General features: G+C 66.2%; 19 protein-coding genes, 3 rRNA genes and 1 pseudogene. 10 read left to right on the top strand and 13 right to left on the bottom strand.

Annotation, left to right across the window (positions count from 1 at the left end; genetic code table 11):
• Positions 1–23 precede the first annotated feature (23 nt).
• From RGU41_RS12565 to RGU41_RS12555, 3 genes are read right to left on the bottom strand one after another with little or no spacing between them, the layout of a single operon-like run.
• Positions 24–251 (bottom strand): sensor histidine kinase, encoded by a 228-nt coding sequence (locus tag RGU41_RS12565; RefSeq protein ID WP_322136371.1) that lies wholly within the window; start codon positions 249–251, stop codon positions 24–26.
• The gene (locus RGU41_RS12560) at positions 248–1,162 is read right to left on the bottom strand and encodes a HAMP domain-containing sensor histidine kinase (protein WP_322136370.1); all 915 of its coding nucleotides are present in this window, start codon (positions 1,160–1,162) and stop codon (positions 248–250) included. The genes RGU41_RS12565 and RGU41_RS12560 overlap by 4 nt, the downstream gene beginning before the upstream one ends.
• Entirely contained in the window at positions 1,159–2,004 is an 846-nt protein-coding gene (locus RGU41_RS12555; protein ID WP_322136369.1) for a response regulator transcription factor, read from the bottom strand. Before RGU41_RS12555 ends, RGU41_RS12560 begins: the two co-directional genes overlap by 4 nt.
• 120 nt (positions 2,005–2,124) lie before the next feature.
• Here RGU41_RS12555 and RGU41_RS12550 point away from each other — a divergent pair, with 120 nt between their 5' ends.
• Genes RGU41_RS12550 through RGU41_RS12540 form a run of 3 tightly spaced genes read left to right on the top strand, consistent with a single transcriptional unit; the run spans position 2,125 to position 4,291 of the window.
• The gene (locus RGU41_RS12550) at positions 2,125–2,793 is read left to right on the top strand and encodes a glycosyltransferase family 2 protein (protein ID WP_322136368.1); all 669 of its coding nucleotides are present in this window, start codon (positions 2,125–2,127) and stop codon (positions 2,791–2,793) included.
• Positions 2,790–3,536: a TIGR04282 family arsenosugar biosynthesis glycosyltransferase gene (locus tag RGU41_RS12545; protein ID WP_322136367.1), complete on the top strand. Its 747-nt coding sequence runs from the start codon at positions 2,790–2,792 to the stop codon at positions 3,534–3,536. Before RGU41_RS12550 ends, RGU41_RS12545 begins: the two co-directional genes overlap by 4 nt.
• Positions 3,533–4,291: a class I SAM-dependent methyltransferase gene (locus RGU41_RS12540; RefSeq protein WP_322136366.1), complete on the top strand. Its 759-nt coding sequence runs from the start codon at positions 3,533–3,535 to the stop codon at positions 4,289–4,291. The genes RGU41_RS12545 and RGU41_RS12540 overlap by 4 nt, the downstream gene beginning before the upstream one ends.
• A gap of 152 nt (positions 4,292–4,443) precedes the next feature.
• Here RGU41_RS12540 and RGU41_RS12535 read toward each other — a convergent pair whose 3' ends face one another.
• The gene (locus RGU41_RS12535) at positions 4,444–4,941 is read right to left on the bottom strand and encodes a hypothetical protein (protein WP_322136365.1); all 498 of its coding nucleotides are present in this window, start codon (positions 4,939–4,941) and stop codon (positions 4,444–4,446) included.
• Positions 4,938–6,245: a molybdopterin-dependent oxidoreductase gene (locus tag RGU41_RS12530; RefSeq protein WP_322136364.1), complete on the bottom strand. Its 1,308-nt coding sequence runs from the start codon at positions 6,243–6,245 to the stop codon at positions 4,938–4,940. Before RGU41_RS12530 ends, RGU41_RS12535 begins: the two co-directional genes overlap by 4 nt.
• Before the next feature lie 259 nt (positions 6,246–6,504).
• Here RGU41_RS12530 and RGU41_RS12525 point away from each other — a divergent pair, with 259 nt between their 5' ends.
• Positions 6,505–7,845, top strand: coding sequence for a glycosyltransferase family 87 protein (locus tag RGU41_RS12525; RefSeq protein ID WP_322136363.1), 1,341 nt, complete (start codon positions 6,505–6,507; stop codon positions 7,843–7,845).
• A gap of 133 nt (positions 7,846–7,978) precedes the next feature.
• On the opposite strand, the gene RGU41_RS12520 is transcribed toward RGU41_RS12525, so the two are convergent.
• Together RGU41_RS12520 and RGU41_RS12515 are read right to left on the bottom strand one after the other, a co-directional pair.
• Positions 7,979–8,653, bottom strand: coding sequence for a hypothetical protein (locus RGU41_RS12520; protein ID WP_134449015.1), 675 nt, complete (start codon positions 8,651–8,653; stop codon positions 7,979–7,981).
• Between the two features lie 136 nt (positions 8,654–8,789).
• Positions 8,790–9,242 (bottom strand): metallopeptidase family protein, encoded by a 453-nt coding sequence (locus RGU41_RS12515; protein WP_322136362.1) that lies wholly within the window; start codon positions 9,240–9,242, stop codon positions 8,790–8,792.
• A 45-nt stretch (positions 9,243–9,287) separates the two neighbouring features.
• Here RGU41_RS12515 and RGU41_RS12510 point away from each other — a divergent pair, with 45 nt between their 5' ends.
• The 5 genes and pseudogenes from RGU41_RS12510 (at position 9,288) to rrf (ending at position 17,259) form a co-directional block, all read left to right on the top strand.
• On the top strand, positions 9,288–9,530 hold the full coding sequence (locus RGU41_RS12510; RefSeq protein ID WP_134449013.1) for a DUF3499 family protein: 243 nt from the start codon (positions 9,288–9,290) through the stop codon (positions 9,528–9,530).
• Positions 9,531–9,608: 78 nt separating this feature from the next.
• Positions 9,609–11,109 (top strand): annotated as a pseudogene (gene ahcY, locus RGU41_RS12505) (adenosylhomocysteinase).
• Between the two features lie 806 nt (positions 11,110–11,915).
• Positions 11,916–13,436: ribosomal RNA gene (locus RGU41_RS12500) — 16S ribosomal RNA — on the top strand.
• A 450-nt stretch (positions 13,437–13,886) separates the two neighbouring features.
• A 23S ribosomal RNA gene (locus RGU41_RS12495) occupies positions 13,887–17,019 on the top strand.
• A 123-nt stretch (positions 17,020–17,142) separates the two neighbouring features.
• A 5S ribosomal RNA gene (gene rrf, locus RGU41_RS12490) occupies positions 17,143–17,259 on the top strand.
• Together the 16S, 23S and 5S rRNA genes form the textbook arrangement of a ribosomal RNA operon.
• Before the next feature lie 207 nt (positions 17,260–17,466).
• Here the strand turns inward: rrf and RGU41_RS12485 are convergent.
• Entirely contained in the window at positions 17,467–18,321 is an 855-nt protein-coding gene (locus tag RGU41_RS12485; protein WP_322136361.1) for an RDD family protein, read from the bottom strand.
• Positions 18,322–18,338: 17 nt separating this feature from the next.
• On the opposite strand from RGU41_RS12485, the gene RGU41_RS12480 reads away from it, so the two are divergent.
• Entirely contained in the window at positions 18,339–19,334 is a 996-nt protein-coding gene (locus RGU41_RS12480; RefSeq protein WP_134449746.1) for a stage II sporulation protein M, read from the top strand.
• Between the two features lie 14 nt (positions 19,335–19,348).
• Here the strand turns inward: RGU41_RS12480 and RGU41_RS12475 are convergent, their stop codons facing one another.
• Genes RGU41_RS12475 through RGU41_RS12455 form a run of 5 tightly spaced genes read right to left on the bottom strand, consistent with a single transcriptional unit; the run spans position 19,349 to position 23,538 of the window.
• On the bottom strand, positions 19,349–20,656 hold the full coding sequence (locus tag RGU41_RS12475; RefSeq protein WP_134449747.1) for a DUF58 domain-containing protein: 1,308 nt from the start codon (positions 20,654–20,656) through the stop codon (positions 19,349–19,351).
• A 1-nt stretch (position 20,657) separates the two neighbouring features.
• On the bottom strand, positions 20,658–21,629 hold the full coding sequence (locus RGU41_RS12470) for an AAA family ATPase (protein ID WP_134561901.1): 972 nt from the start codon (positions 21,627–21,629) through the stop codon (positions 20,658–20,660).
• 51 nt (positions 21,630–21,680) lie between these two features.
• The gene (locus RGU41_RS12465) at positions 21,681–22,655 is read right to left on the bottom strand and encodes a DUF4350 domain-containing protein (protein WP_322136360.1); all 975 of its coding nucleotides are present in this window, start codon (positions 22,653–22,655) and stop codon (positions 21,681–21,683) included.
• On the bottom strand, positions 22,556–22,879 hold the full coding sequence (locus RGU41_RS12460) for a hypothetical protein (protein ID WP_322136359.1): 324 nt from the start codon (positions 22,877–22,879) through the stop codon (positions 22,556–22,558). The genes RGU41_RS12465 and RGU41_RS12460 overlap by 100 nt, the downstream gene beginning before the upstream one ends.
• Positions 22,876–23,538, bottom strand: a complete 663-nt coding sequence (locus RGU41_RS12455) for a DUF4129 domain-containing protein (RefSeq protein WP_322136358.1) — start codon at positions 23,536–23,538, stop codon at positions 22,876–22,878. The genes RGU41_RS12460 and RGU41_RS12455 overlap by 4 nt, the downstream gene beginning before the upstream one ends.
• Positions 23,539–23,576 lie beyond the last annotated feature (38 nt).

The following is a 23,576-nucleotide window of genomic DNA, read 5'->3' as shown; positions in this document are numbered from 1 at the left end:
CGGGTGCCGGCGAGAGCGGATGCCTAGACGGCGACCGCGCGCCGCGGCAGCAACACGTCGAAACGGCATCCGTTCGGCACGTTCTGCACGATCACCTCGCCCTGGTGCGCTGTGACGATGCCCTGCACGATGGCGAGTCCCAGCCCGGCCCCACCGGGGGTGCGCGGCTCGCTCGCCCGCCAGCCGGCCTCGAACACCCGGTCGATGTCCTGCTCAGGGATGCCGCCTGCCGCGTCCTCGACGGAGATCACGGCCCCGCCGTCCCCCGTTCGCGCACCGACACCGTGATCGGGCTCCCGGACGGCGAATGCTGGATCGCGTTCATCACGAGGTTCCCGACAACGCGGGACAGTTCGCGCGGATCGGCGAGGACCGTCAGCCCCGTCTCGCCGGCGAATCGCAGGTCGAGGGACTTCGCGTGCGCGACGGGTCCGAAGCCCGCGACGGTGTCACTGATCAGGTCGTAGAGCGCGACCGGCTCGAGCGCGAGGCGCAGCGTCCCTGAATGGATCCGCGACAGTTCGAAGAGGTCGTCGACCATCCCGCTCAACCGGTCGACCTGGTCGCGCATCCGCGGGTAATACCGGGCGGGGTCCTCGACCATCCCGTCCTCGAGCGCCTCCGCCATGGCGCGGATGCCGGCGAGCGGCGTCCGCAGGTCGTGCGAGATCCACGCGATCAGTTCGCGCCGGGACTCCTCCACGCGTCGTTCGCGAGCCCGGGACTCGGCGAGGCGGGCCCCCGTCGCGGCGAGTTCCCCGGCGAGGTCGCTGAACTCGGTCGTGCTGTGCCGCGGGGCAGCGGCGTCGCCGTCGGCCGCGACCGATTCGCCGCGGCCGAGGCGTTCGGCCGCGCTGCGCAGGTGCCTGCTGTCGCGCACGAGGGTGCGCCCGAGAAGCGCGGCCATGACGAGCGACACGAGCCCGGCGACCGCGGCGACTGAGTAGAAGACGCCGAGGTCGTGGGTCGAGACGTACATCTGGGTGGCGACCGCCGACATCCCCCCGACGACGGAGACGATCGCCGCGAGGGCGACGAGCATGAGCTGCACCACGAACGAGGACCGCTTCATCATCCGCAGCGCGAGCAGGCCGAGCGCGCCGGTGACGACCGCGCACGCAAGGGCGTTGAGCGCGACGATGACGAGCACCTCGGTCGTCACGAGATCGTCCGGTCTGCTGCGGTCGCGGAATCCGCACCGCCGCGGGTTCCCGACGGGCCGAGCGGGACAGGGTCGAACCGGTAGCCGACGCCCCACACCGTCTGCAACAGCAGCGGATGCGCCGGGTCGGCCTCGATCTTCTCCCTCAGCCTCCGCACGTGCACGGTCACGGTCGAGAGGTCGCCGAATTCCCACCCCCACACCGAGCGGAGCAGGTCCTCCCGGCCGAGGACCGTGTGCGGGTGCCGGAGCAGGTAGGAGAGCAGGTCGAACTCGCGCACCGTGAGCACGAGCGGCGTTCCGTGCAGGCGCAGCTCGTGTGCGGCGGTGTCGAGGGTGAAGTCGCCGATCGCGAGCGGCACGGTCGGCAGGCCCGATGCCCCGCCCGCGCCCTGCCCGGCCGATTGCGCGGCGGCCTGGGCTGCGGCCTGGCCGGTGCGCCGCAACACGGCCTGCACCCGCAGCACGAGCTCGCGCGGCGAGAACGGCTTGGCGAGGTAGTCGTCCGCACCGGCCTCGAGGCCGTCGATGCGGTCGTCCTCCTGGTTGAGGGCGGTGAGCATGATCACGGGGATGGCCCAGGTGCTGCGCACCCGGCGGCACACCTCGATCCCGTCCAGGAGCGGAAGCATCCGGTCGAGCACCACGAGGTGCGGCCGCTTCTCCTCGGCGAGGCGGAGCGCGCTCAGCCCGTCCGGGGCCTCATCGACCAGGAACCCGGCGGCGCGGAGGTACCGGCAGACGATCTCGAGCACGGTCGGGTCGTCGTCGACCACGAGGATGCGCCGTTCCTCAGGGGAAGCGGGGGGAACCGGGGCGGTGGGAGTGGAAGGGGCTGTCACGGTCTCAGGATACGGTGGCCCCGGCCGGCCGGAAACGCCGCGGGGCTGCTCCCGGTGTTCTTCCTCAGTCCGTAATGTTCTCGGCCCTGTTCCGGGTCGGCGCCCCTTTAGGGTCGGAAGATGACTCCGATCCAGGTCGACCTCGTGCTCCCGTGCCTCAACGAGGCCGGCGCCCTGCCGTGGGTGCTGTCGCGCCTGCCGGAGGGCTACCGGGCGATCGTCGTCGACAACGGGTCGACCGACGGGTCGGCCGAGATCGCCGCAGCGGCGGGCGCCCTCGTCGTGCACGAGGAGCGCCGCGGCTTCGGCGCCGCCGCCCACGCGGGGCTCCTTGCCGCGACCGCCCCGATCGTAGCGTTCTGCGACGCCGACGCGTCGATGGACCCGGCCGAACTCCCGCGCATCGTCGGCCCGATCCTCGCCGGTGATGCCGACCTCGTGCTCGGCCGCCGCCGTCCGACGACCCGCGGATCCTGGCCGCTGCACGCCCGCCTGGCCAATTCCAGTCTTTCCTGGCGCCTGCGCCGAATAACCGGTGTGAACATACATGACCTCGGCCCCATGCGGGCCGCCCGGCGCCCGGCGCTGCTGTCCCTCGACCTCCAGGACCGACGCAGCGGCTACCCGCTCGAGATGTTCCTCCGTGCATCCGACGCGGGATGGAGCATCCGCGAGGTCGACACCGCCTATTCGCCGCGGGTCGGACGCAGCAAAGTGACCGGAACGATCCGCGGCACCGTGACCGCGATCGGCGACATGTCCGCCCTGCTGCGCGAGGCCCGGAAATGACGGCCCTCGTCGTGATCGCCAAAGAGTGCCTGCCCGGCCGGGTCAAGACCCGCCTACACCCGGCGCTCTCCTTCGAGCAGGCCGCCGAGCTCGCCGCCGCGAGCCTCGACGACACCCTGACCGCAGCGCTCGCCCTCCCGGCCTCGCGCCGCATCCTCGCCTTCGACGGGGTCACCCCGCCGCGCCTGGCCGCTGAGTTCGAGATCCTGCCCCAGGTCGCCGGCGGCCTCGACGAGCGCCTCGCCGCCATCTTCGACGGGCTCGACGAACCGACCGTCCTGATCGGCATGGACACCCCGCAGGTGACCACCGAGCTGCTCGCGCCGGTCTTCACCGACTGGCCAGACGACACGGATGCCTGGCTCGGCCTCGCGGACGACGGCGGCTTCTGGGCGCTCGCGCTCGCCGCGCCGCGCGGAGGGTCGAGCCGTGGTCACTCCCGGAACGGTCACTCCCGGCGCGGGGACCTGATTCGCGGCGTCGCGATGTCGATGGACGACACCGGGGCCCGGCAGCTCGATCGCTTGGAGGAGGCGGGCCTCCGGGTGCGGCACCTGCCCCTGCTCACCGATGTCGACACGATCGCAGATGCGCACTCCGTCGCCGCCACGGTTCCGAATGGGCGCTTCGCACGCACCCTCGCCGCCCTGCTCCCCGGCGCTACGGCCGCCCGCACGGACGCCCGCCCCGCCGATCGCGACGCGACCGGCGCTGTCGCCACCGGAATTCCGGTGCGCGCATGAACGCGCAGGCCGCCCGCATCCTCGAATGGGACATCCTCGAACCCGATCGCCTCGATCGCGTCCCCGGCGAGCGGGCATCCGCCCTCGACCTCGCCCCCGCGACCTTCGGCGCTGGCGGGGCGGAACCCTATGCGGCCGCGCTGCGCAACGCCGACAACGTTCTCTACCTCCGCCGTTCCCGGGACGGCGGCCTCATCGCCGCCGCGACCATGGACGCCGCCCGGTGGAGCGCCGACGCCGACGACACCGACCAGCTCCTGCTCGACGGCCTGACCGGTCCTGTCCTCGACATCGGCTGCGGCCCTGGCCGGATGGTGCGTGCCGCGATGGACCGCGGCCTGTCCGCGCTTGGAATCGACGTTTCGCCGACCGCCGTACGGATCGCCGTCGACGCCGGCCTCAGCGTGCTCAAGCGCAGCGTCTTCGACCCGATGCCGCTCGAGGGCGGCTGGGCGGGCGCGCTCCTCGTCGACGGGAACATCGGCATCGGCGGCGACGTGACCGCGCTCCTGACCCGCTGCGCCGAACTTCTCGCGCCCCGGGGCGCGCTCCTCGTCGAGGTCAGCCACGACCCGGCGCGCAATGAACGCTACGAGGGCCGGCTCGAGGATGCCTCCGGCCTCCTCAGCGACGTCTTCCCCTGGGCGGAGGTCGGCGTCGACGCCCTCGCCGGCCATGCCGCCGACGCGGGGCTCCGGGTCGCGCACGACTGGCGCCTGGATGGCCGCTGGTTCGCCCGCCTCCTCCACGCCTGAGTCCCCGCGCTCGCCCCGCGCCCGCAACCGGGCATTCGCCCGTCGTCTCGATCGGCGTGAAGTCGGAGTTTTTCGCGACACTCCGTCACCTCCGGCAGCGGATGAGGTGTGTCGCGAATTTGTCCGACCTTACGGTTCTCGCGCGACGCGGGTCAGCGCAGCCGGCGCCGGCCCCGCGCGTAGAGGCCGAACGACACGGCCGCGGTGACGACGGCGACAGCTGCCCAGAACACGGCGAAGTTCACGCCGTAGTCGAGGGGCAACACCGTCGGGTTGCCGGTGCCGCGCGACTGCGCGATCAGCAACGGCACCACGATCAGGCTCATGACGGAGCCGACCACAATCGCCCCCTGCACGACGAGGATGACCGTTCCGCTGATTCGGTGCCCGGCCCGGCGCAGCAGGATCCCGCAGAAGAACACGAGCGGCGAGATCACCCCGTCGTGCAACACGATCGCCGCGCCCATCCATATGGCGATACCGGGAATCCGCGCGGGCTTCACGCTGTCGAACAGTACATAGGCGCCCCAGGCGAGACCAGCGAGGCCGAGCGTGATCAGCACGATCCGCGTGACGCGGAGGGCCGGCCCCAGTTCGCCGGATCCGGATGCTTCGACGCTTCGGTTTCCTGCAGTGCGTGCGGTACTCATACGTCCATCGCCTCGATCCGGCTCAGCCATTTGGTTTGCAGCACCCCGGGCCGCCCGGGGGCGATCATCCGGGCCGGGTAACCGTGCTCGAGGTCGAGGGTCTCCCCGTTGAGCTCGAGAGCGACGAGAGTGAGCTGGTCGCGCACGTACTCCGACCCCATCGTGGTCTGGCGGTACGCGCCCTTCTTCTCGAGGCTGGTCAGGCGAAAGGATGCCGCGGCATCCGCCGACACCAGATCGGCCAGATCGCTCAGGCGAACCCCGCGCCACCGCGCCAGCTGGCTCCAGCCCTCGACGCAGGCGATCGGCAGATCGACCTCGGTCTGGGGCATGGCGAGGAGTTCGGACCGGCTGAAGCTGCGCTCCACCCCGGCGTGCGCCACCGTCAGTACCCAGCCGGCCGCGAGGGCATCCGCGGCCACGTCCGCCTGCTTCGAGGTGCGATTGACCGGCACCCCCTGTTGACCGACGCCCTTCTTCCGCGGTGCGAAGGCATTGACCGCGTCGAGCGGGGCGACCGTCTGCCCGGCGGTCAGCACGACGACCGTGCCGACGCTCACCCCGACCGTGGTGAGGAAGCCGCGCCGACTGAGGCGCGTGTGAGCCGTGCGCGCTGCGTCTTCCGCGTCGGCCGTGTCGTCCCGGGAAGCTGAGGCGGATCCTGTGTCGAGCCCTGACGGCGCGCGTTCCGCAGTGGCGTCCGCCCGAAGGTCCGGTGTCGCGTCGATCCAGGCGAGCAGCCGGCCGGTGACCCCGGTCGGCCGGCTCGAGCCGAACAGGCGAACGGCCTCCGGCGTCGCCGTGCGGTCGCGGGCGACGGCATCCGTCAGGTGGTCGTCGTCGCCGGAGCCATCGTCGGCCTCTTTGCGCCAGACCCGGGCGATGATCGGCAGCTTGATGCCGATGTGCAGGGCGAGCGATCCGATCAGCACCCAGCCGAGCGCGAAGTGCGTCTCCCGGAACGGGAACGGCCACGGGTACCACTGGTAGGTGTTGAGCAGGCCGATCGTGATCTGCACGAGCGAGGCGCCCACGAACAGGGCGATCGACGCGCGTTCGAGGAAATTGAGGAACGATTTCACCGGCGGCTGCTGGAACAGGTCGGGGAAGACGATGAACAGCTTCGCGAGCAGCAGCGGGAAGCAGGCGATGCCCGCGATGATGTGGGTGCCCTGGGTGAACTGGTAGAGCAGCTCCGGCCGGGTCGCGAAGTGCATGCCCGGCAGCGGCTCCTGCAGAAAGTGGCTGTACAGCCCGGTGCCGAAGCACAGCACGAAGGCGAGCCCGAGCAGTCGACCGATCACGGTCGCCATCCGCGGGTTTCGCACGGGGAGGCCAGCGCTCGCTGGGCTTCGTACATCACTTGGCGCATGTTCCATTGCACCATCCAGCGGATGCCCGCGGGCGGGTCTACACCTTACGGTTCCGTGACGGGGCGGGCCCGTTCGGCTCTCCGAACCGGGATTCGGCGGCGCTCGCCGCGGAACTCCGACAGGATGGCCTCGTGCGCATTACGATCATCTCCTCCTCCTGGCCGCGAGTGCGACGCTGACCGGGTACTGCGTGCTGGTCTTCTCGCTCTTCCAACCGACGCGGGACACGGTCCCCCTCCTGGTCTGCACCGGGGTGCTCTGGGCGCTGTTCGCAGCGGCCGTCTTCCTGCTGCGGCGGGTCCGGGGGCGCGCCGTGGTGGTGCTCGTGCTCGCCGGGTCGCTCGGCATCGGGGTCGCGGCGATGATCGGGCCGCCGAACACGAGCACGGACTCGGCACGGTATGCCTGGGACGGCATCGTGCAGAACGCCGGCATCTCGCCGTACGCCTACGTCCCGGCCGACGACCGGCTCGACTCCCTTCGCCCGGAGTGGTTGTTCCCGGCGACGGTGCCGTCGGGCACGGTCCCGGAGACCTGCCAGGGCCGGCGCATCGTGGTGACGCACAAGACTGCCTCGGACGCCGTGCTCTGCACCGCGCTCAACCGGCCGACCGTCCCGACGATCTACCCGCCGGCGGCGGAGCTCTACTTTGCGGGCATCCGCTTCCTGGTGCCGCCGACGGCGACATACTGGCCGCTGCAACTCGGCGGGCTGGTGCTCAGCCTCGGAACGACCGTGCTCCTTCTCGCCGGGATGCGGCGCCGCGGCATCGACCCGCGGTACGCCGCGTACTGGGCGTGGTGCCCGCTCGTGGCCTCAGAGGCGATCACGAATTCGCACGTCGACCTGCTCGGCGTGGTGTTCACCCTCGCCGCGGCGCTTCTCGTCACCCGGGCGCGGTATTGGCGGGGCGGCATCGCCCTCGGGATCGCGATCGCCGTGAAGCTCGTCCCCGTGATCGCGGCCCCGGCGATGCTCCGCAGGCAGGGCTGGAAGGTCGGCCTCGCCGCGGTCGTCACGTTCTTCGCGCTCTACGTGCCGTACGTTCTCACGACCGGGATCGGCGTGCTCGGCTACCTGCCCGGCTATCTCAGCGAGGAGGGCTACGACAACGGCAAACGCTTTGCGCTCGTCTCGCTCGTGGCCCCCGGCGGTGCCGCGGTCTTCGTTGCCGGCGGCCTGCTCGTGATCATTGCGGCGCTCGTGTTCTGGAAGACCGATCCCGATCGGCCCTGGCTCGGCCAGCTCGTGATGATCGGCAGCACCCTGCTCATCCTGAGCCCGCGGTACCCGTGGTACGCGCTGCTGCTGCTGCCGTTCGTGGCGCTCAGCGGTCGCTGGGAGTGGCTCGCCATCCCGCTCGCGCTCACACTGCGGCAGATCCTGCCTTCGCTCGAGCTGACCTGGGCGATCACGGCTGCGCTCGTCATCGTTCTCGCCGGGTCGGCCGTCCGGCTCGACCCAGCCGTGCGGGCGCGGATGCTCGGTGCGCCCCTCCGCGCCGTGCGCTTCCTGCGCCCCCCGCGCTGAGCATCCGCCAGCGCACCCCGCCCCAGAAACGGGCCGAGTTAACGCCGAATTGCGGACAGAGCACCTTCGTCGTGTCGACGAAGGTGCTCTGTCCGCAATTCAACCGGGCCGGTCGGGCCCGCTTCGAGCGGTGTTACTTGGTGGCGACGGTGATCTTCGCGATGCCGACGAGGAGCTGGTCCTTGACGGCGTCGGTTCCGAAGGTCTTGTTGAGCAGGCCGGCGGCGACGGACGAGATGTGCACGGTCGTGCCCTCGAGGATTGCGTTGTCGCCGTCCATCTGCAGCGGCTTCAGGGTTCCGCCGTAGAGGTCGAAAAGGAGGACCTGGGTGGCGGCGGAGGTGCCGTTGACCGACACGTCACCGAAGAGCTTCGAGGTGCCGGGGTCGATCGTGAAGTTGGTCAGTTCGACGACGGTCGAGCCGGCCGTGAGCGAGAAGCCGGAACCCTCGTGCTTGATCGAACCCTGGACGAACGGGCGGTAGCTCTGTGCGGGGTCGTAGTAGTCCACGTTTCCGCCGGTGATCGGGAAGTGCAGGCTGCCATCGGTGAGGGTGGCGGTGCCGACGGTGCCGGGGGTCAGGCCGAGGCTCGTGAGCGCCGCGGCGAAGTCGCCGTCGAGGAGAACGGCCGTGTCGACGCCCTTGAGGGAGGGGATCGAGGCGACGGGCGTCGGAGCGGACGAGGAGGTTGCGGAGGGAGTCGACGCCGCGGAGCCTGCGGTCGCGGTGCTGGAGCAGGCGGCGAGGCCTCCGAGGAGGAGGGCTGCTGCGGCGAAGCTGATGGTTGCCTTCTGGAAAGTGCGCATGATGTGATCCTTCGTGTCTGTGGGGGAAGTGGTTGTCTGTGGTGCTGACAATGGTTCGGCCCCGACACGGAATCGGTTTGGAATTACTTTTTGGGCGGCATCCGCTCACCCGCATTCACTGTGAGAAGTGGTGCTGTTAGAAGTGCCGGAAGCGATCGGGCGCGAGGTCCCAGGGATCCTTGCCGAGCAGCTCGGCGATCGCGCGGAAGACGCAGCTCTCGATCACCATGCGGCGGTGCAGGTCGTCATTGCGGTGCAGCCGGGTGAGGCGCTGGATCGGCAGCCGGTAGAACACGATGCGCCGCTCGGCGGCCTGCACGGCCCAGCGTTCGACGCCGACGCCCGGAACGACAGAATAGGGGCCTGCCGCGACCTCGAAGGCCACGTCGGCGAGCTGGTCCGGCCAGACCGAACGCAGGTAGTCGACGGTCGAGGCGACGGTCATGTCGAACAGGTCGATCCGGGTGTTCAGCGGCGGCAGGAACGGCCCCGTCGCCGAGCTGCGGATGCCGCGCCCGTGCCGATCGCGCCCGCTTCCGCGCTGCATCGGCGCGGGCGGCGGCGCGGCAGATCGACGGGATCGGGACATGCCTTCATCTTACTTCTGGCGCCGACGCGGGTAGCCTGAACGGTAATGTCATTCCGCCCTTGCTCCCGCGTCGCCTGTCCGGACGAGTCCGTCGCGACGCTCACCTTCGACTACGGCGACTCCATGGCCGTGCTCGGCCCGCTTTCGATCGAGCGTGAACCGCACGCCTTCGACCTCTGCGACCGGCACGCCCGCCTGACAAGCGTCCCGCACGGCTGGCAGCTCATCCGGCTCAGCACGATGGGCGCGATGAGCGAAGCGGACACCCCGGGCGGCCCCGACGCCTGAACCCCGGGCGGGCGAGGGCGAACCCCGGCCGTGGGACACACCCAGCCGGGGCGGCGCAGGGAATGGCATGATGGTCGCATGACTGTCGCCTCGTCCCCTGTATCCACCGCGCCCTCGCTCGCGCCCATCTTCAAGATCGCCGACCCGCAGCTCGCCGAGGCGGGCCGGCACCAGTTGCGTCTCGCCGAGAACGAGATGCCCGGCCTGATGGCCCTCCGCGCCGAATTCGGCGAATCGAAGCCGCTGACCGGCGCGCGCATCGCAGGGTCCCTGCACATGACCGTGCAGACCGCCGTCCTCATCGAGACCCTCGTGGCCCTCGGCGCGCAGGTGCGCTGGGCGAGCTGCAACATCTTCTCCACCCAGGACGACGCCGCCGCGGCCATCGCGGTCGGCCCGACCGGGACCCCGGAGAACCCGGCCGGCGTTCCCGTCTTCGCCTGGAAGGGTGAATCGCTCGAGGACTACTGGTGGTGCACCCAGCAGATCTTCGACTGGAGCATCGAGGCCGCGGCGGCGGGGGAGACCTGGGCCGGACGCCAACATGATCCTCGACGACGGCGGCGACGCCACGATGCTCGTGCACAAGGGCCGCGAATTCGAACTTGCCGGCGCCGTCCCCGAGGCGACCGCGTCCGACAGCCATGAGTACCGGGTGGTACTGGACGTCCTCCGTCACTCGCTCGCGGAATCTTCCAACCGCTGGACCGAGATCGCCGCCGGTCTCGCCGGCGTGACCGAGGAGACCACGACGGGCGTCCACCGCCTGTACGAACTGGCCAGCGCCCACGAACTGCTCTTCCCCGCGATCAATGTGAACGACTCGGTGACGAAGTCGAAGTTCGACAACAAGTACGGCATCCGCCACTCCCTGCCCGACGGGCTCAACCGGGCGACCGACGTGCTCATCGGAGGCAAAGTCGTCTTCGTCGCCGGATACGGCGACGTGGGCAAGGGTGCGGCCGAGGCCCTGCGCGGCCAGGGAGCGCGCGTGATCGTGAGCGAGATCGACCCGATCAACGCCCTGCAGGCCGCGATGGACGGCTTCCAGGTCGCCCGGCTCGAGTCGGTCGTCGAGCAGGTCGACATCTTCGTGAGCGGCACCGGCAACTTCAACGTCATCCGCACCGAGCACATGCTCAAGATGAAGCACCTCGCGATCATCGCGAACGTCGGCCACTTCGACAACGAAATCGACATGGCCGCGCTCGAGACCCTCGAAGGCGCCGTGCGGGTGGAGATCAAGCCCCAGGTCGACGAGTGGCACCTGCCGAGCGGGCGCAGCATCCTCGTGCTCTCCGAGGGGCGCCTGATGAACCTCGGCAACGCGACCGGACACCCCTCCTTCGTGATGAGCAACTCCTTCACGAACCAGGTGCTCGCCCAGATCGAGCTGTACTGCTACCCGGAGAAGTACCCGGTCGGTGTGTACGTGCTGCCGAAGCACCTCGACGAGAAGGTCGCCCGGCTGCACCTCGACGCCCTCGGCGTCGAACTCACCGTGCTGAGCCCCGAGCAGTCCGCCTACATCGGCGTGCCCATCGACGGCCCATACAAGGTCGACCAGTACCGCTACTGACCCGCACGCCGTGTTTCAGAGCGCCCGCATCCACCGCTCCTGCGGCGGTTGCGGGCGCTCTGTCGTATCCGCCGGCGTCCCCGCCCGCCGCCCGCCCGCAGTCGGGTGGGCTTCTTTCGTGCCGCGAGAGCGTACTTTGGGCCCTTAAACCGCGGGTTTAAGGGCCCAATGTGTACTCTCGCGGATGCTCGTGGGCGGGCATCGGGGGTGGTGACACGCCCGGGGTGGTCCGGGTTTTGACGGGGGTGGTGGGGGCACGTAATGTCTTCACGTACCCCAAAGGTGCGGAAAAGCCGCAGTGCTTTCCGGCCTCACGTGGGACCACAGTTTTTATCTTCTTCGCCTTGTTTGTCCCCTTTGCTGGGGTAACCGGTGTGGGAGGTCTAGGCTGGTAACTCTCCTTCCTTTCGGTTGTTTGTCGGGTCGGTGTTCGGTGTTTCGGGTTCGCTTTGGCGTGCTCGGAGGGCGGGATTCACCGGATTTGACAGGGACTGATTGGATCGGTAAGTTAGACAAGTTGCCTCGGAGCGACAGCCACTAAGCCGGTTACGGTGTGGCCTGAAGCCGGGTGCGTCCGATCCTTGAGAACTCAACAGCGTGCACAATGTCAAATGCCAAAAACCTCGTGGTTTGGATCCGTTTCTAGCGGTGAAGGGCCAGGAGATTCCTTTGGAAAACATTTATAACAACAAAGCAAGTCAGTAATGATTTGTTCTGTCAGTTTCAAACTTGTGTCGTGTTCGCCCATTCCGGCGGCTCGGCACACTAGATGTGACGCCAGGCTTGCTTGGTTAGTCAATCAAACATTTACGGAGAGTTTGATCCTGGCTCAGGACGAACGCTGGCGGCGTGCTTAACACATGCAAGTCGAACGATGATGGAGAGCTTGCTCTTCGGATTAGTGGCGAACGGGTGAGTAACACGTGAGCAATCTGCCCTTGACTCTGGGATAAGCGTTGGAAACGACGTCTAATACCGGATACGACCCTTGGAGGCATCTCTGGGGGTGGAAAGAATTTTGGTCAGGGATGAGCTCGCGGCCTATCAGCTAGTTGGTGAGGTAATGGCTCACCAAGGCGACGACGGGTAGCCGGCCTGAGAGGGTGACCGGCCACACTGGGACTGAGACACGGCCCAGACTCCTACGGGAGGCAGCAGTGGGGAATATTGGACAATGGGCGAAAGCCTGATGCAGCAACGCCGCGTGGAGGGACGACGGCCTTCGGGTTGTAAACCTCTTTTAGTAGGGAAGAAGCGAAAGTGACGGTACCTGCAGAAAAAGCACCGGCTAACTCCGTGCCAGCAGCCGCGGTAATACGTAGGGTGCAAGCGTTGTCCGGAATTATTGGGCGTAAAGAGCTCGTAGGCGGTTTGTCGCGTCTGCTGTGAAAACCCGAGGCTCAACCTCGGGCCTGCAGTGGGTACGGGCAGACTAGAGTGCGGTAGGGGAGATTGGAATTCCTGGTGTAGCGGTGGAATGCGCAGATATCAGGAGGAACACCAATGGCGAAGGCAGATCTCTGGGCCGTAACTGACTCTGAGGTGCGAAAGCGTGGGAGCAAACAGGATTAGATACCCTGGTAGTCCATGCCGTAAACGTTGGGAACTAGATGTGGGGAGCCATTCCACGGTCTCCGTGGCGCAGCTAACGCATTAAGTTGTCCGCCTGGGGAGTACGGCCGCAAGGTTAAAACTCAAATGAATTGACGGGGGCCCGCACAAGCGGCGGAGCATGCGGATTAATTCGAAGCAACGCGAAGAACCTTACCAGGCCTTGACATATAGAGGAAACGGCTGGAAACAGTCGCCCCGCAAGGTCTCTATACAGGGTGCTGCATGGCTGTCGTCAGCTCGTGTCGTGAGATGTTGGGTTAAGTCCCGTAACGAGCGCAACCCTTGTCCTTAGTTACCAGCGCGTAATGGCGGGCACTCTATGGAGACTGCCGGTGACAATCCGGAGGAAGGTGGGGATGACGTCAAATCATCATGCCCCTTATGTCTTGGGCTTCACGCATGCTACAATGGCCGGTACAAAGGGCTGCAATACCGCAAGGTGGAGCGAATCCCAAAAGCCGGTCTCAGTTCGGATTGAGGTCTGCAACTCGACCTGCGTGAGGTCGGAATCGCTAGTAATCGCGAATCAGATTGTCGCGGTGAATACGTTCCCGGGCCTTGTACACACCGCCCGTCAAGTCATGAAAGTCGGTAACACCCGAAGCCGGTGGCCTAACCCTCACGGGAAGGAGCTGTCGAAGGTGGGATCGGTGATTAGGACTAAGTCGTAACAAGGTAGCCGTACCGGAAGGTGCGGCTGGATCACCTCCTTTCTAAGGAGCACAGCAGTGCCGTCTGTATACAGCGGAGTAACACTGCCAAGCCATACGAAGACGAATGTTCTTCGATGGCGCTCATGGGTGGAACATTGACATTGATATGCAGAGATCATCTCTGGATCCAGTACGCCTGGTACCGCTTGCGGTGCCTCGTTGGAAAGGTCCGGTTATGAAGGAAACATATATGCACGCTGTTGGGTCCTGAGGGACCGGAACAACTGGGTTTTGCCTGGTTGGACTGTTCCTCTGGACCTTTTCCTGTTCACATCAATCGTGGGCAGGTGAGGGTACCGCCCGTACTTTGAGAACTACACAGTGGACGCGAGCATCTTAAATTTGACAGTCTTCGGACTGCAAATTACAAAGATCTATTTATAGATCATTGGTCAATTTCGATCGTGAGACGAAAGTTTTACGATTCTTAATCGATTCAAACTCATGTGATTTCAAATTTCTAAGAGCAAACGGTGAATGCCTTGGCATGTAGAGCCGAAGAAGGACGTAGTAATCTGCGATAAGCCTCGGGGAGTTGATAAACGAACTGTGATCCGAGGATGTCCGAATGGGGAAACCCCGCCAGGCCCGTAAGGTGACCTGGTGACTCCCGCCTGAATATATAGGGCGGGTAGAGGGAACGTGGGGAAGTGAAACATCTCAGTACCCACAGGAAGAGAAAACAATAGTGATTCCTTAGTAGTGGCGAGCGAACCCGGATGAGGCTAAACCGATCATGTGTGATAGCCGGCAGGCGTTGCATGGTCGGGGTTGCGGGACTTTTCTGCTGATTCTGCCGAACAGTGAGGGTTAGAGCGTTGTATAGACGAACAGGATTGAAAGCCTGGTCATAGAGGGTGCGAACCCCGTAGTCGAAATGCAGTAATCGCCCGAAGAGTATCCCAAGTAGCACGGGGCCCGAGAAATCCCGTGTGAATCTGTCAGGACCACCTGATAAGCCTAAATACTCCTACATGACCGATAGTGAACAAGTACCGTGAGGGAAAGGTGAAAAGTACCCCGGGAGGGGAGTGAAATAGTACCTGAAACCGTTTGCTTACAAACCGTTGGAGCCAGTCTGATTCTGGTGACAGCGTGCCTTTTGAAGAATGAGCCTGCGAGTTAGTGATATGTGGCGAGCTTAACCGAGAGGGGAATGCGTAGCGAAAGCGAGTCTTAATAGGGCGATTCAGTCGCATGTCCTAGACCCGAAGCGAAGTGATCTATCCATGGCCAGGTTGAAGCGACGGTAAGACGTCGTGGAGGACCGAACCCACTTCAGTTGAAAATGGAGGGGATGAGCTGTGGATAGGGGTGAAAGGCCAATCAAACTTCGTGATAGCTGGTTCTCTCCGAAATGCATTTAGGTGCAGCGTTGCGTGTTTCTTGCCGGAGGTAGAGCTACTGGATGGCCGATGGGGCCTAAAAGCTTACTGACGTCAGCCAAACTCCGAATGCCGGTAAGTGAGAGCGCAGCAGTGAGACGGTGGGGGATAAGCTTCATCGTCGAGAGGGAAACAACCCAGACCACCAACTAAGGTCCCAAAGCGCGTGCTAAGTGGGAAAGGATGTGGAGTTGCACAGACAACCAGGAGGTTGGCTTAGAAGCAGCCACCCTTGAAAGAGTGCGTAATAGCTCACTGGTCAAGTGATTCCGCGCCGACAATGTAACGGGGCTCAAGCACGCCACCGAAGTTGTGGCATTGATATTTTTGGTAAGCCGCACACTTGTTGTGTTGGTTCAGCCGTGTTGATGGGTAGGAGAGCGTCGTGTGGCCAGCGAAGCGGCGGTGTAAACCAGCCGTGGAGGCTACACGAGTGAGAATGCAGGCATGAGTAGCGAAAGACGGGTGAGAAACCCGTCCTCCGAAAGATCAAGGTTTCCAGGGCCAGGCTAATCCGCCCTGGGTAAGTCGGGACCTAAGGCGAGGCCGACAGGCGTAGTCGATGGAAAACAGTTTAATATTCCTGTACTGGCGAAAAACCGTCCAAGCTAATCCAGTAATGCTAAGCATCTGAATCCTCTAGATGGATCCCTTCGGGGTGAAGCGTGAGGCCTAGCGTGCGACCCTATGCTGGTGCGGTTAGCGTATTAACAGGTGTGACGCAGGAAGGTAGCTGAGCCGGGCGATGGTTGTCCCGGTCTAAGGATGTAGGCCGAGAGATAGGCAAATCCGTCTCTCATATAAGGCTGAGACCCGATGGGTAGCCCGTAAGGGCGAAATCAGTGATCCTATGCTGCCAAGAAAAGCATCGACGCGAGGTTTTAGTCACCCGTACCCCAAACCGACTCAGGTGATCAGGTAGAGAATACTAAGGAGATCGAGAGAATCGTGGTTAAGGAACTCGGCAAAATGGCCCCGTAACTTCGGGAGAAGGGGGCCGGAGGCGTGAAGGGATTTACTCCTGGAGCGTTCGAAGGCCGCAGAGACCAGTGGGAAGCGACTGTTTACTAAAAACACAGGTCCGTGCCAAGTCGCAAGACGATGTATACGGACTGACGCCTGCCCGGTGCTGGAAGGTTAAGAGGAACGGTTAGCCGCAAGGCGAAGCTGAGAATTTAAGCCCCAGTAAACGGCGGTGGTAACTATAACCATCCTAAGGTAGCGAAATTCCTTGTCGGGTAAGTTCCGACCTGCACGAATGGCGTAACGACTGTCCCAGCTGTCTCAACCGCGAACTCGGCGAAATTGCATTACGAGTAAAGATGCTCGTTACGCGCAGACAGGACGGAAAGACCCCGTGAACCTTTACTACAGCTTGGTATTGGTGTTCGGTGTGGCTTGTGTAGGATAGGTGGGAGACTGTGAAGCTTGGACGCTAGTTCAGGTGGAGTCAACGTTGAAATACCACTCTGGTCATATTGGATATCTAACTTCGAACCGTGATCCGGTTCAGGGACAGTGCCTGGTGGGTAGTTTAACTGGGGCGGTTGCCTCCTAAAAAGTAACGGAGGCGCCCAAAGGTTCCCTCAACCTGGTTGGCAATCAGGTGTCGAGTGTAAGTGCACAAGGGAGCTTGACTGTGAGACTGACAAGTCGAGCAGGGACGAAAGTCGGGACTAGTGATCCGGCAGTGGCTTGTGGAAGCGCTGTCGCTCAACGGATAAAAGGTACCTCGGGGATAACAGGCTGATCTTGCCCAAGAGTCCATATCGACGGCAGGTTTGGCACCTCGATGTCGGCTCATCACATCCCTGGGGCTGGAGTAGGTCCCAAGGGTATGGCTGTTCGCCATTTAAAGTGGTACGCGAGCTGGGTTTAGAACGTCGTGAGACAGTTCGGTCCCTATCTGCCGTGCGACGCAGGAAATTTGAGAAGATCTACTCCCTAGTACGAGAGGACCGGGATGGACGAACCTCTGGTGTGTCAGTTGTTCCGCCAGGAGCACCGCTGATTAGCTACGTTCGGAGACAGGATAACCGCTGAAAGCATCTAAGCGGGAAGCCGGCTTCGAGATGAGATTTCCATCCCTTCGGGGGAGAGGCTCGCAGCTAGACTACTGCGTTGATAGGCCGGATGTGGAAGAGGGGACTAAAGACCCTTGGAGCTGACCGGTACTAATAAGCCAATAATTTGATAACACACCAGTTTGAATAAGCTGCAAGCGTCCACTATGTGGTTCTCGACGTACGGTCGAGAACAACCCCGGCATAACACCCGGGGTCTATAACTGAAAAATATAGAATCGATCCATCGAAAGATGTTTCGGCGGCTATAGCGAGAGGGAAACGCCCGGTCACATTCCGAACCCGGAAGCTAAGACTCTCAGCGCCGATGGTACTGCAGGGGGGACCCTGTGGGAGAGTAGGACACCGCCGGACTTAACTTAGCAACACCAGAAAAGCCACCCCACGGGGTGGCTTTTCTGCTTAACCCGCACACCGCAACCACCAGCCAGCCAGCCAGCCCTGCACTGGCCCCGCCCTGCACTGGCCCCGCGCGACACCAGCGCCGCTACGCCCCGGACACGCGTGGCGCGTAACGGCGCAACCGGCGCGCAACCCGTAGCGGGGCGGCGCAGCATCCGCTCAGCGGTTGGGGAAATCGTGGGGGAGGCGCGTGAGTACCGGGCGGAGGCGCTCGAGGCGGTCTCGTTCCAGGAGGAGTGCCGCGTACTCGCGGCTGCGGCGCACGGCGGCGACGCCGGCGAGGAACTCCTCGGGGGAGACGGCGGGAACCGGGGAGACGAAGGGCGCCGCTTCCGCCGCGAGGTCACTTGCCACGCGCACGCGTGTCTCCGGGGTCAGGCGTCCGGACTGGCGGAGGAACTGGGCGATGCGGCGCGAGAGCCGGTCAGGCAGCCGCACGACATCGACGGTGTACGACCAGGTGGTGAGCTCCTGCGGAAGCCCGAGGACCGGCTCGTCGAACCGGGCCACCCGTTCATACTGGCTGTACGTGCCGGCCATCAGGTCGCCGAGGCGCTTGGACTTGCCGTTCAGCAGAGCCGTCGTGGCGGCCAGGCCGCCGAAGGTGAGGTAGATCTCGAAGATTCCGCTGAGGGCGCGGGTGAAGGCGTGCCGCAGCTGAATGGACCCGCCGTCGTCACGCACGATGCGGGCGCCGATCGCGAGCTTGCCGAGCGAGCGTCCTCCGGTCACGGTCTCCACGACAGTCGGGAGGACGAGGATCGAGAACGCGAGCCCTGAAATCGCCAGCGTCTGTGCGAGCGCTGGATCCAGGGCGTCGCCCATGACGAAGTCGACCGCGAAGGCGAGTCCCACGAAGAAACCGAGATAGGCGAGCCAGTCGATGATGGCGCCGGCCGCGCGCAGGATGAAACTCGCCGGCCGCACATCAAGCGCGACCGCCTCGCCAGTGACGAGTTCGTACTCATAGGGAGAACTTTCTCCCTGATCCGCCGCGTTTCCGGGGTGTGCCATGTCTACTATTAGAGCAGATGGACCTCGACGCATATTCAACGGCGCACCGCGCCCAGTGGGACCGCCTCGCCGAGCTCGGCAGGGAGCGGCGGCTCTCCGGCGCGCAGTCCGACGAACTGATCGGCCTGTACCAGTCCGGCGCGACCCAGCTGTCCGCAATCAAGAGCACGGCCGGCTCCACGATCCCGGGGGACCGGCTCTCCGTCGCGTTGTCCCGCGCCCGGCTGCGCTTCACCGGAGCCGGCGCGAACGTCGTGTCCCAGGTGCCTCGGTTCTTCGTCCTTCAACTGCCCGCCGCCCTCTACCGCCTGCGCTGGCTCACGCTGTGCGTCGCGGTCGTGACGGTCGCGGTCGCGGTGCTCTATGCCGTCTGGATCACCGGCGACCCCCGGGTGCTCGCCAACCTCGGCTCCGACGCCCAGCTCCAGCAACTCGTGAACTCTGAATTCGTCGACTACTACTCCGCGAACCCCGCCGCGTCGTTCACCGGCCAGGTCTGGACGAACAACGCCTGGATCGCCGCGCAGTGCGTCGCCTTCGGTATCCTCGGCCTCTACGTGCCGTACATCGTGCTCTCGAATGCCCAGAACATCGGCACGACAGCCGCGGTGATGTTCGCATACGGCAAGGGCGACGTCTTCTTCCTCTACATCGCGCCGCACGGGATGCTGGAGCTCACCGCGATCTTCGTCGCTGCCGCCGCGGGGCTTCGCATCTTCTGGTCCTGGATCGCCCCCGGTGGGCGTACCCGCGGGCAGGCTCTCGCGGCGGACTCGCGAGCCCTCGCGACGGTTGCGATCGGCCTCGTCTTCGTCCTCCTCGTCTCCGGCGTGATCGAAGGCTTCGTGACCCCGGCGCCGTGGCCGTGGCCGGTCAAGATCGGCATCGGCTTCGCCGCGCTGTGTGCGTTCCTGACGTACATGCTCGTGCTCGGCCGACGGGCCGCACGTTCCGGCGAGACCGGCGACATCGGTGAGTTCGAGGCCGGCAGCACCCGCATCTACGCGTCCTGAGGGCCGCGAGCGGGCTACAGTCGGCCGGCGAGCTTCAGGGCGAGGTAGTGATCGGCGAGGCGGGGCGGCAGGTCCGCTGGCGGACCGGTGACGACGTCGGCACCCTGCTGGCGGATCGCCGCGGCGACCCTGGCGACGTCGAGCAGCGCCCGTTCGGCAGCGGCGGCGCGGTAGACCTGCTCCCGGTCGGCGCGTTCGTGGGTCGCCTGCACGGTCGTCGGGTCGGTGACCGACGCGACGACGACGGTGTGGCGGCGGGTCAGCTGGGGCAGTACCGCGAGCAGTCCGGTCGACGCCCCCGCGGCATCGATCGAGGTCAGCAGCACGACGAGGGCGCGCTGGCTCGTGATCGCGCGCACCTGGGCCGGCACTCCGGCCCAGTCCATTTCGAGGAGTTCGGGGTCGATCACCGCAAGGGTGTCGACCATCCGCGACAGCAGTTCTGCGCCCTGCGCGCCCTGCACCCGGCCGCGCACCCGCCGGTCGAAGGCGACCATGTCGACACGGTCTCCGGCCTTCGACGCGAGCGCGGCGAGCAGCAGCGCCGCCTCGAACGCGGTGTCGAGCCTCGTCTCGTTGTCGATCCGCGCGGCGGAGGTGCGTCCGGTGTCGATCACGATGACCACCCGCCGGTCGCGCTCCGGTCGCCAGGTGCGCACGACCACGTCGTTGTGCCGCGCCGTAGCCCGCCAGTCGATCGAGCGCACGTCGTCGCCGCGCACATACTCCCGCAGCGAGTCGAACTCGGTGCCCTGTCCGCGCACGAGCACGCTCGTGCGCCCGTCGAGTTCCTTGAGCCGGGTGATGCGCGAGGGCAGGTGCTTCCGGGCGTTGAAGGGCGGCAGGACACGGATGCGCCCGGGCGCCTCGAGCGTGGCCTGGCGCGCCCACAGGCCGAGCGGCCCGTACGAGCGGATCGTGACCCGGTCCACCCGTCGTTCTCCCCTCCGGAACGGAGTCAGCGGGAGGGACACGAGCCGGCGTTCCCCTGTCGGGACGGACAGAGGGGTGCGGTTGTTGCCTGCGCCGGCCGACGGTTGCCAGGCATCCCGCACGAGGGCGCGGAGGCGACGGGAGCCGGAATTGGTGACGTACAGCAGGCTCGTCACGGTTTCGCCGAGGCGCACCCTGGCCGGCAGCCTGCGTTCGAGGCGCACGGCCCTGGGCGAGCCGGCCAGCGCGAGGTCGAGCAGGCCGAGCCCGACCGAAAGCAGCAGCCACAGGGCGAGGATGCCGCCCGCGGCCGCCTGGCTGCGTCCGAGCAGCACAATCGGCACGACGCCGAGGGCGACGAGCAGTGTGAACCGACCGGAGACCGTCACCTTAGATCGGAACCTGGACCTGCTGGAGCACGCTGCGCAGGATGGCGTCCACGGACACGCCCTCGAGCTCGGCTTCCGGCTGGAGCTGGATCCGGTGCCGCCAGACCGGGAGGACCATCGCCTGGACGTGGTCGGGAGTGATCGAGTCGTAGCCGCTGAGCCACGCCCAGGCTTTCGTCGCCGCGAGAAGCGCCGTCGTCCCGCGGGGGCTCACGCCGAGCTTGACCGAGGGGCTGCGCCGGGTCGCGCGCGCGAGATCCACGATGTATGCGAGCACGTCCGCGCTCGAGCCGACCTCCATGACGGCGGCCTGCGCGGCGGTGAGCTGCTCGGCGCCGAGCACGGGAGTGACCCCGGCCGCGGTGAGGTCGCGGGGGTTGAAACCGGCGGCGTGGCGGCGGAGCACCTCGAACTCCGCGTCGCGTTCCGGCACGTCGAGCACGAGCTTGAGCAGGAACCGGTCGAGCTGCGCCTCGGGCAGCGAGTACGTGCCCTCGTATTCGATCGGATTCATGGTCGCGGCGACGATGAACGGGTCCGGCAACGGAATCGTCCGGCCGTCGACGCTGACCTGGCGTTCCTCCATCGCCTCGAGCAGTGCGGACTGGGTCTTCGGCGGTGTCCGGTTGATCTCGTCCGCGAGCAGGATGTTCGTGAACACCGGGCCCTTCCGGAACTCGAACTCGCCGGCCCGCGCGTCGTAGATGAGCGACCCTGTGACGTCGCCCGGCATCAGGTCGGGCGTGAACTGAACCCGTTTCGTCTCGAGGCTGAGCGCGTGGCTGAGCGAGCGCACCAGGAGGGTCTTGGCGACACCGGGCACGCCCTCGAGCAGCACGTGGCCGCGCGCGAGCAGGGCGATGATGAGTCCCGTCACTGCGCCGTCCTGGCCGACGACGGCCTTGCCGACCTCGGTGCGAACCTGCGCGAGCGATTCCCGAAGGGAAACGATGGTATCGGTCGGTGTGCTCATGGGTCCATTCTTCCGGGGGTGGTTGCGGTGGGTGGGGCGGATGCCGGCGGATCAGCGGGCAGGCCGCTCGCGGCGATCACGGCTCGCTCCAGGTCCTGGAGGAGGTCGGACTGGGCAATGAGGTCGCGGTCCGTCGCCGGGACTCCGTCGACGAGGACGAAGCGCACCGTCGGCCGGTGCCCGACCGGTCAGTGCGGACACCGCGAGCACGACGTCGTCGAGGCTCGCGAGCCTGGACAGCCCGACCCGGGTCGCGAGGCGCTGCACGGTGGCGACCCGCAGGGAGTCGAGGGCGCGGAGGCGCGCGTTGCCGCGGGCATAGAGGCGGGCCCTGCCTTCCATCGTCTCGCTCGCGCGTACGGTCACCGGCAGGTTCTCGGCGACGAGCGGTCCGAGTCGCCTGCCCTGCCACACGGCCGCGGCGAGGAAGACGACCGCGAGCAGCAGGATCGAGGGCGTGACCCAGCCCGGCGTCAACTCGCCGAGGCTCGGCGGGCCGGTGACCGCGACATCCGTCAGGGTCGGCAGGTACCAGATCAGGTCGGCGCTCGGCCCGAGCAGCCCGAGTGCGAGCGCCGCGTGACCGGAGGCGGTGATCTCGTCGTTGCTGAAGATGGCGCCATCGGCGACGAGGGTCAGCTCTGTGGACGGCAGGGTCGCGCCGACGACGGCGAATGAGTTCCGACCGGACGGGAAGCAACCGCTTTCCGCGGAGTCGGCGGGGAGGCTGAGCGTCTTCCCGCCGGGGGCGACGCCGCCTGCCCTGATCGCAGCGGGCAGGTCGCAGCGATCGCCAGGGCCGTCCAGGCTGTCGGCGACCCCGCCGAAGCCGACTGCGGGGGTCAGCGTCTGCAGCAGGAGGAAATCGGGGGAGACCACGACGGTCCGGGGTGCGAGGGCCGCCATGGCCGAGATCCGGTCGTTCGTCAGATAGCCGTTCGGGTCACTGAAGAACAGGGTCGGATCCGTGCTCGCCGCGGCGATCGTGCGGGCCTCGTCCAGGGAGTCCGCTGTCGTGACGCGCACCCCTGCTGGCGCAGCACCTCGACGAGGGCGCGGGCGCCCGCCGGTGCGGCGTTGTCGGCGGCGAGCGGGGTCCCTCCGCTTGAACCGGCGCCCGCGAGCAGCGTCGCCGCGATGGCGACGAGCAGGGCGCCGACGCCGGCGAGCACCCAGAACCGCGAGCGCCGTGCGGCGGCGCGCAGGGTCGGGGTCGTCGCTACGGCATCGGCGCCCGCGAGAGTGGTCACCGCATTGCCGTCGGGGCCGGGTCTTCGCGGGTCGTCGGCGTCCGCGTGCGCAGGGCGCTTTCGAGCGCGGCGAGGGACAGGAAGCCGGACTCGGTGCCCTCGGCGTTGAGGTAGCGCACGCCGTCGAAGAGGTCAGCCGCCGTCCGGAGGCTGACCCGCTCCTCCGGGAACGCCGTTGCCGCCCGGTCGGCGAAGTTGTGCGCGGTCGTGCCGGGCGTGATGAAGAGCACCGTGCGTTCGATGAGCGACCGTGCCAGGGCCCGGAACATCTCGCTGATCGCGAGGTTCCAGTCCTTGTGCGATGCTGCCGACAGCGCCGCCCGGCGCAACTCGTCTGAGGACCGGGCGTCGTTCCTGCCGAACATCTCGTGCTGCAGGGCGCTGCGCCTGTTCCACCGAGGCAACCCGAAGACGAGCACGGCGACCACGACGACGGCGACGACGACAAGCGTCACGACGAGCGGGACCCAGGGTCCGAGGCCCGCGCCAGACGGCACGCCCAGTGAAGCGAACCAGTCAAAGAAGGCCTTGCTGACCAGGTCGAACCAGGTCGGCCGCGCGGCCTGGTACGGCGGCTTGGCGAGCTCATCCCGCAACCAGGCCGTGGCCGTCGGGGCATCGGGATCGACAGGGATGCCCCCAGGAACGGACCAGACCACGTGCCCCCCGCACCGGTCATGACTGCGGGGCCGCCGGC

Source organism: Cryobacterium sp. 10C3 (genome assembly GCF_034314285.1).
In the GTDB taxonomy this organism is placed as follows: domain Bacteria; phylum Actinomycetota; class Actinomycetes; order Actinomycetales; family Microbacteriaceae; genus Cryobacterium; species Cryobacterium glucosi.
This window is presented reverse-complemented; position numbering and strand designations above follow the sequence as displayed.

What these genes read in the sequence shown, in the direction of transcription:
- RGU41_RS12485 (WP_322136361.1), bottom strand. Translation starts at nt 18,321, where the DNA reads ATGGCACACCCCGGAAACGCGGCGGATCAGGGAGAAAGTTCTCCCTAT.
- RGU41_RS12515 (WP_322136362.1), bottom strand. Translation starts at nt 9,242, where the DNA reads ATGTCCCGATCCCGTCGATCTGCCGCGCCGCCGCCCGCGCCGATGCAG.
- RGU41_RS12520 (WP_134449015.1), bottom strand. Translation starts at nt 8,653, where the DNA reads ATGCGCACTTTCCAGAAGGCAACCATCAGCTTCGCCGCAGCAGCCCTC.
- RGU41_RS12540 (WP_322136366.1), top strand. Translation starts at nt 3,533, where the DNA reads ATGAACGCGCAGGCCGCCCGCATCCTCGAATGGGACATCCTCGAACCC.
- RGU41_RS12545 (WP_322136367.1), top strand. Translation starts at nt 2,790, where the DNA reads ATGACGGCCCTCGTCGTGATCGCCAAAGAGTGCCTGCCCGGCCGGGTC.
- RGU41_RS12550 (WP_322136368.1), top strand. Translation starts at nt 2,125, where the DNA reads ATGACTCCGATCCAGGTCGACCTCGTGCTCCCGTGCCTCAACGAGGCC.
- RGU41_RS12470 (WP_134561901.1), bottom strand. Translation starts at nt 21,629, where the DNA reads ATGAGCACACCGACCGATACCATCGTTTCCCTTCGGGAATCGCTCGCG.
- RGU41_RS12510 (WP_134449013.1), top strand. Translation starts at nt 9,288, where the DNA reads ATGTCATTCCGCCCTTGCTCCCGCGTCGCCTGTCCGGACGAGTCCGTC.
- RGU41_RS12480 (WP_134449746.1), top strand. Translation starts at nt 18,339, where the DNA reads ATGGACCTCGACGCATATTCAACGGCGCACCGCGCCCAGTGGGACCGC.
- RGU41_RS12535 (WP_322136365.1), bottom strand. Translation starts at nt 4,941, where the DNA reads ATGAGTACCGCACGCACTGCAGGAAACCGAAGCGTCGAAGCATCCGGA.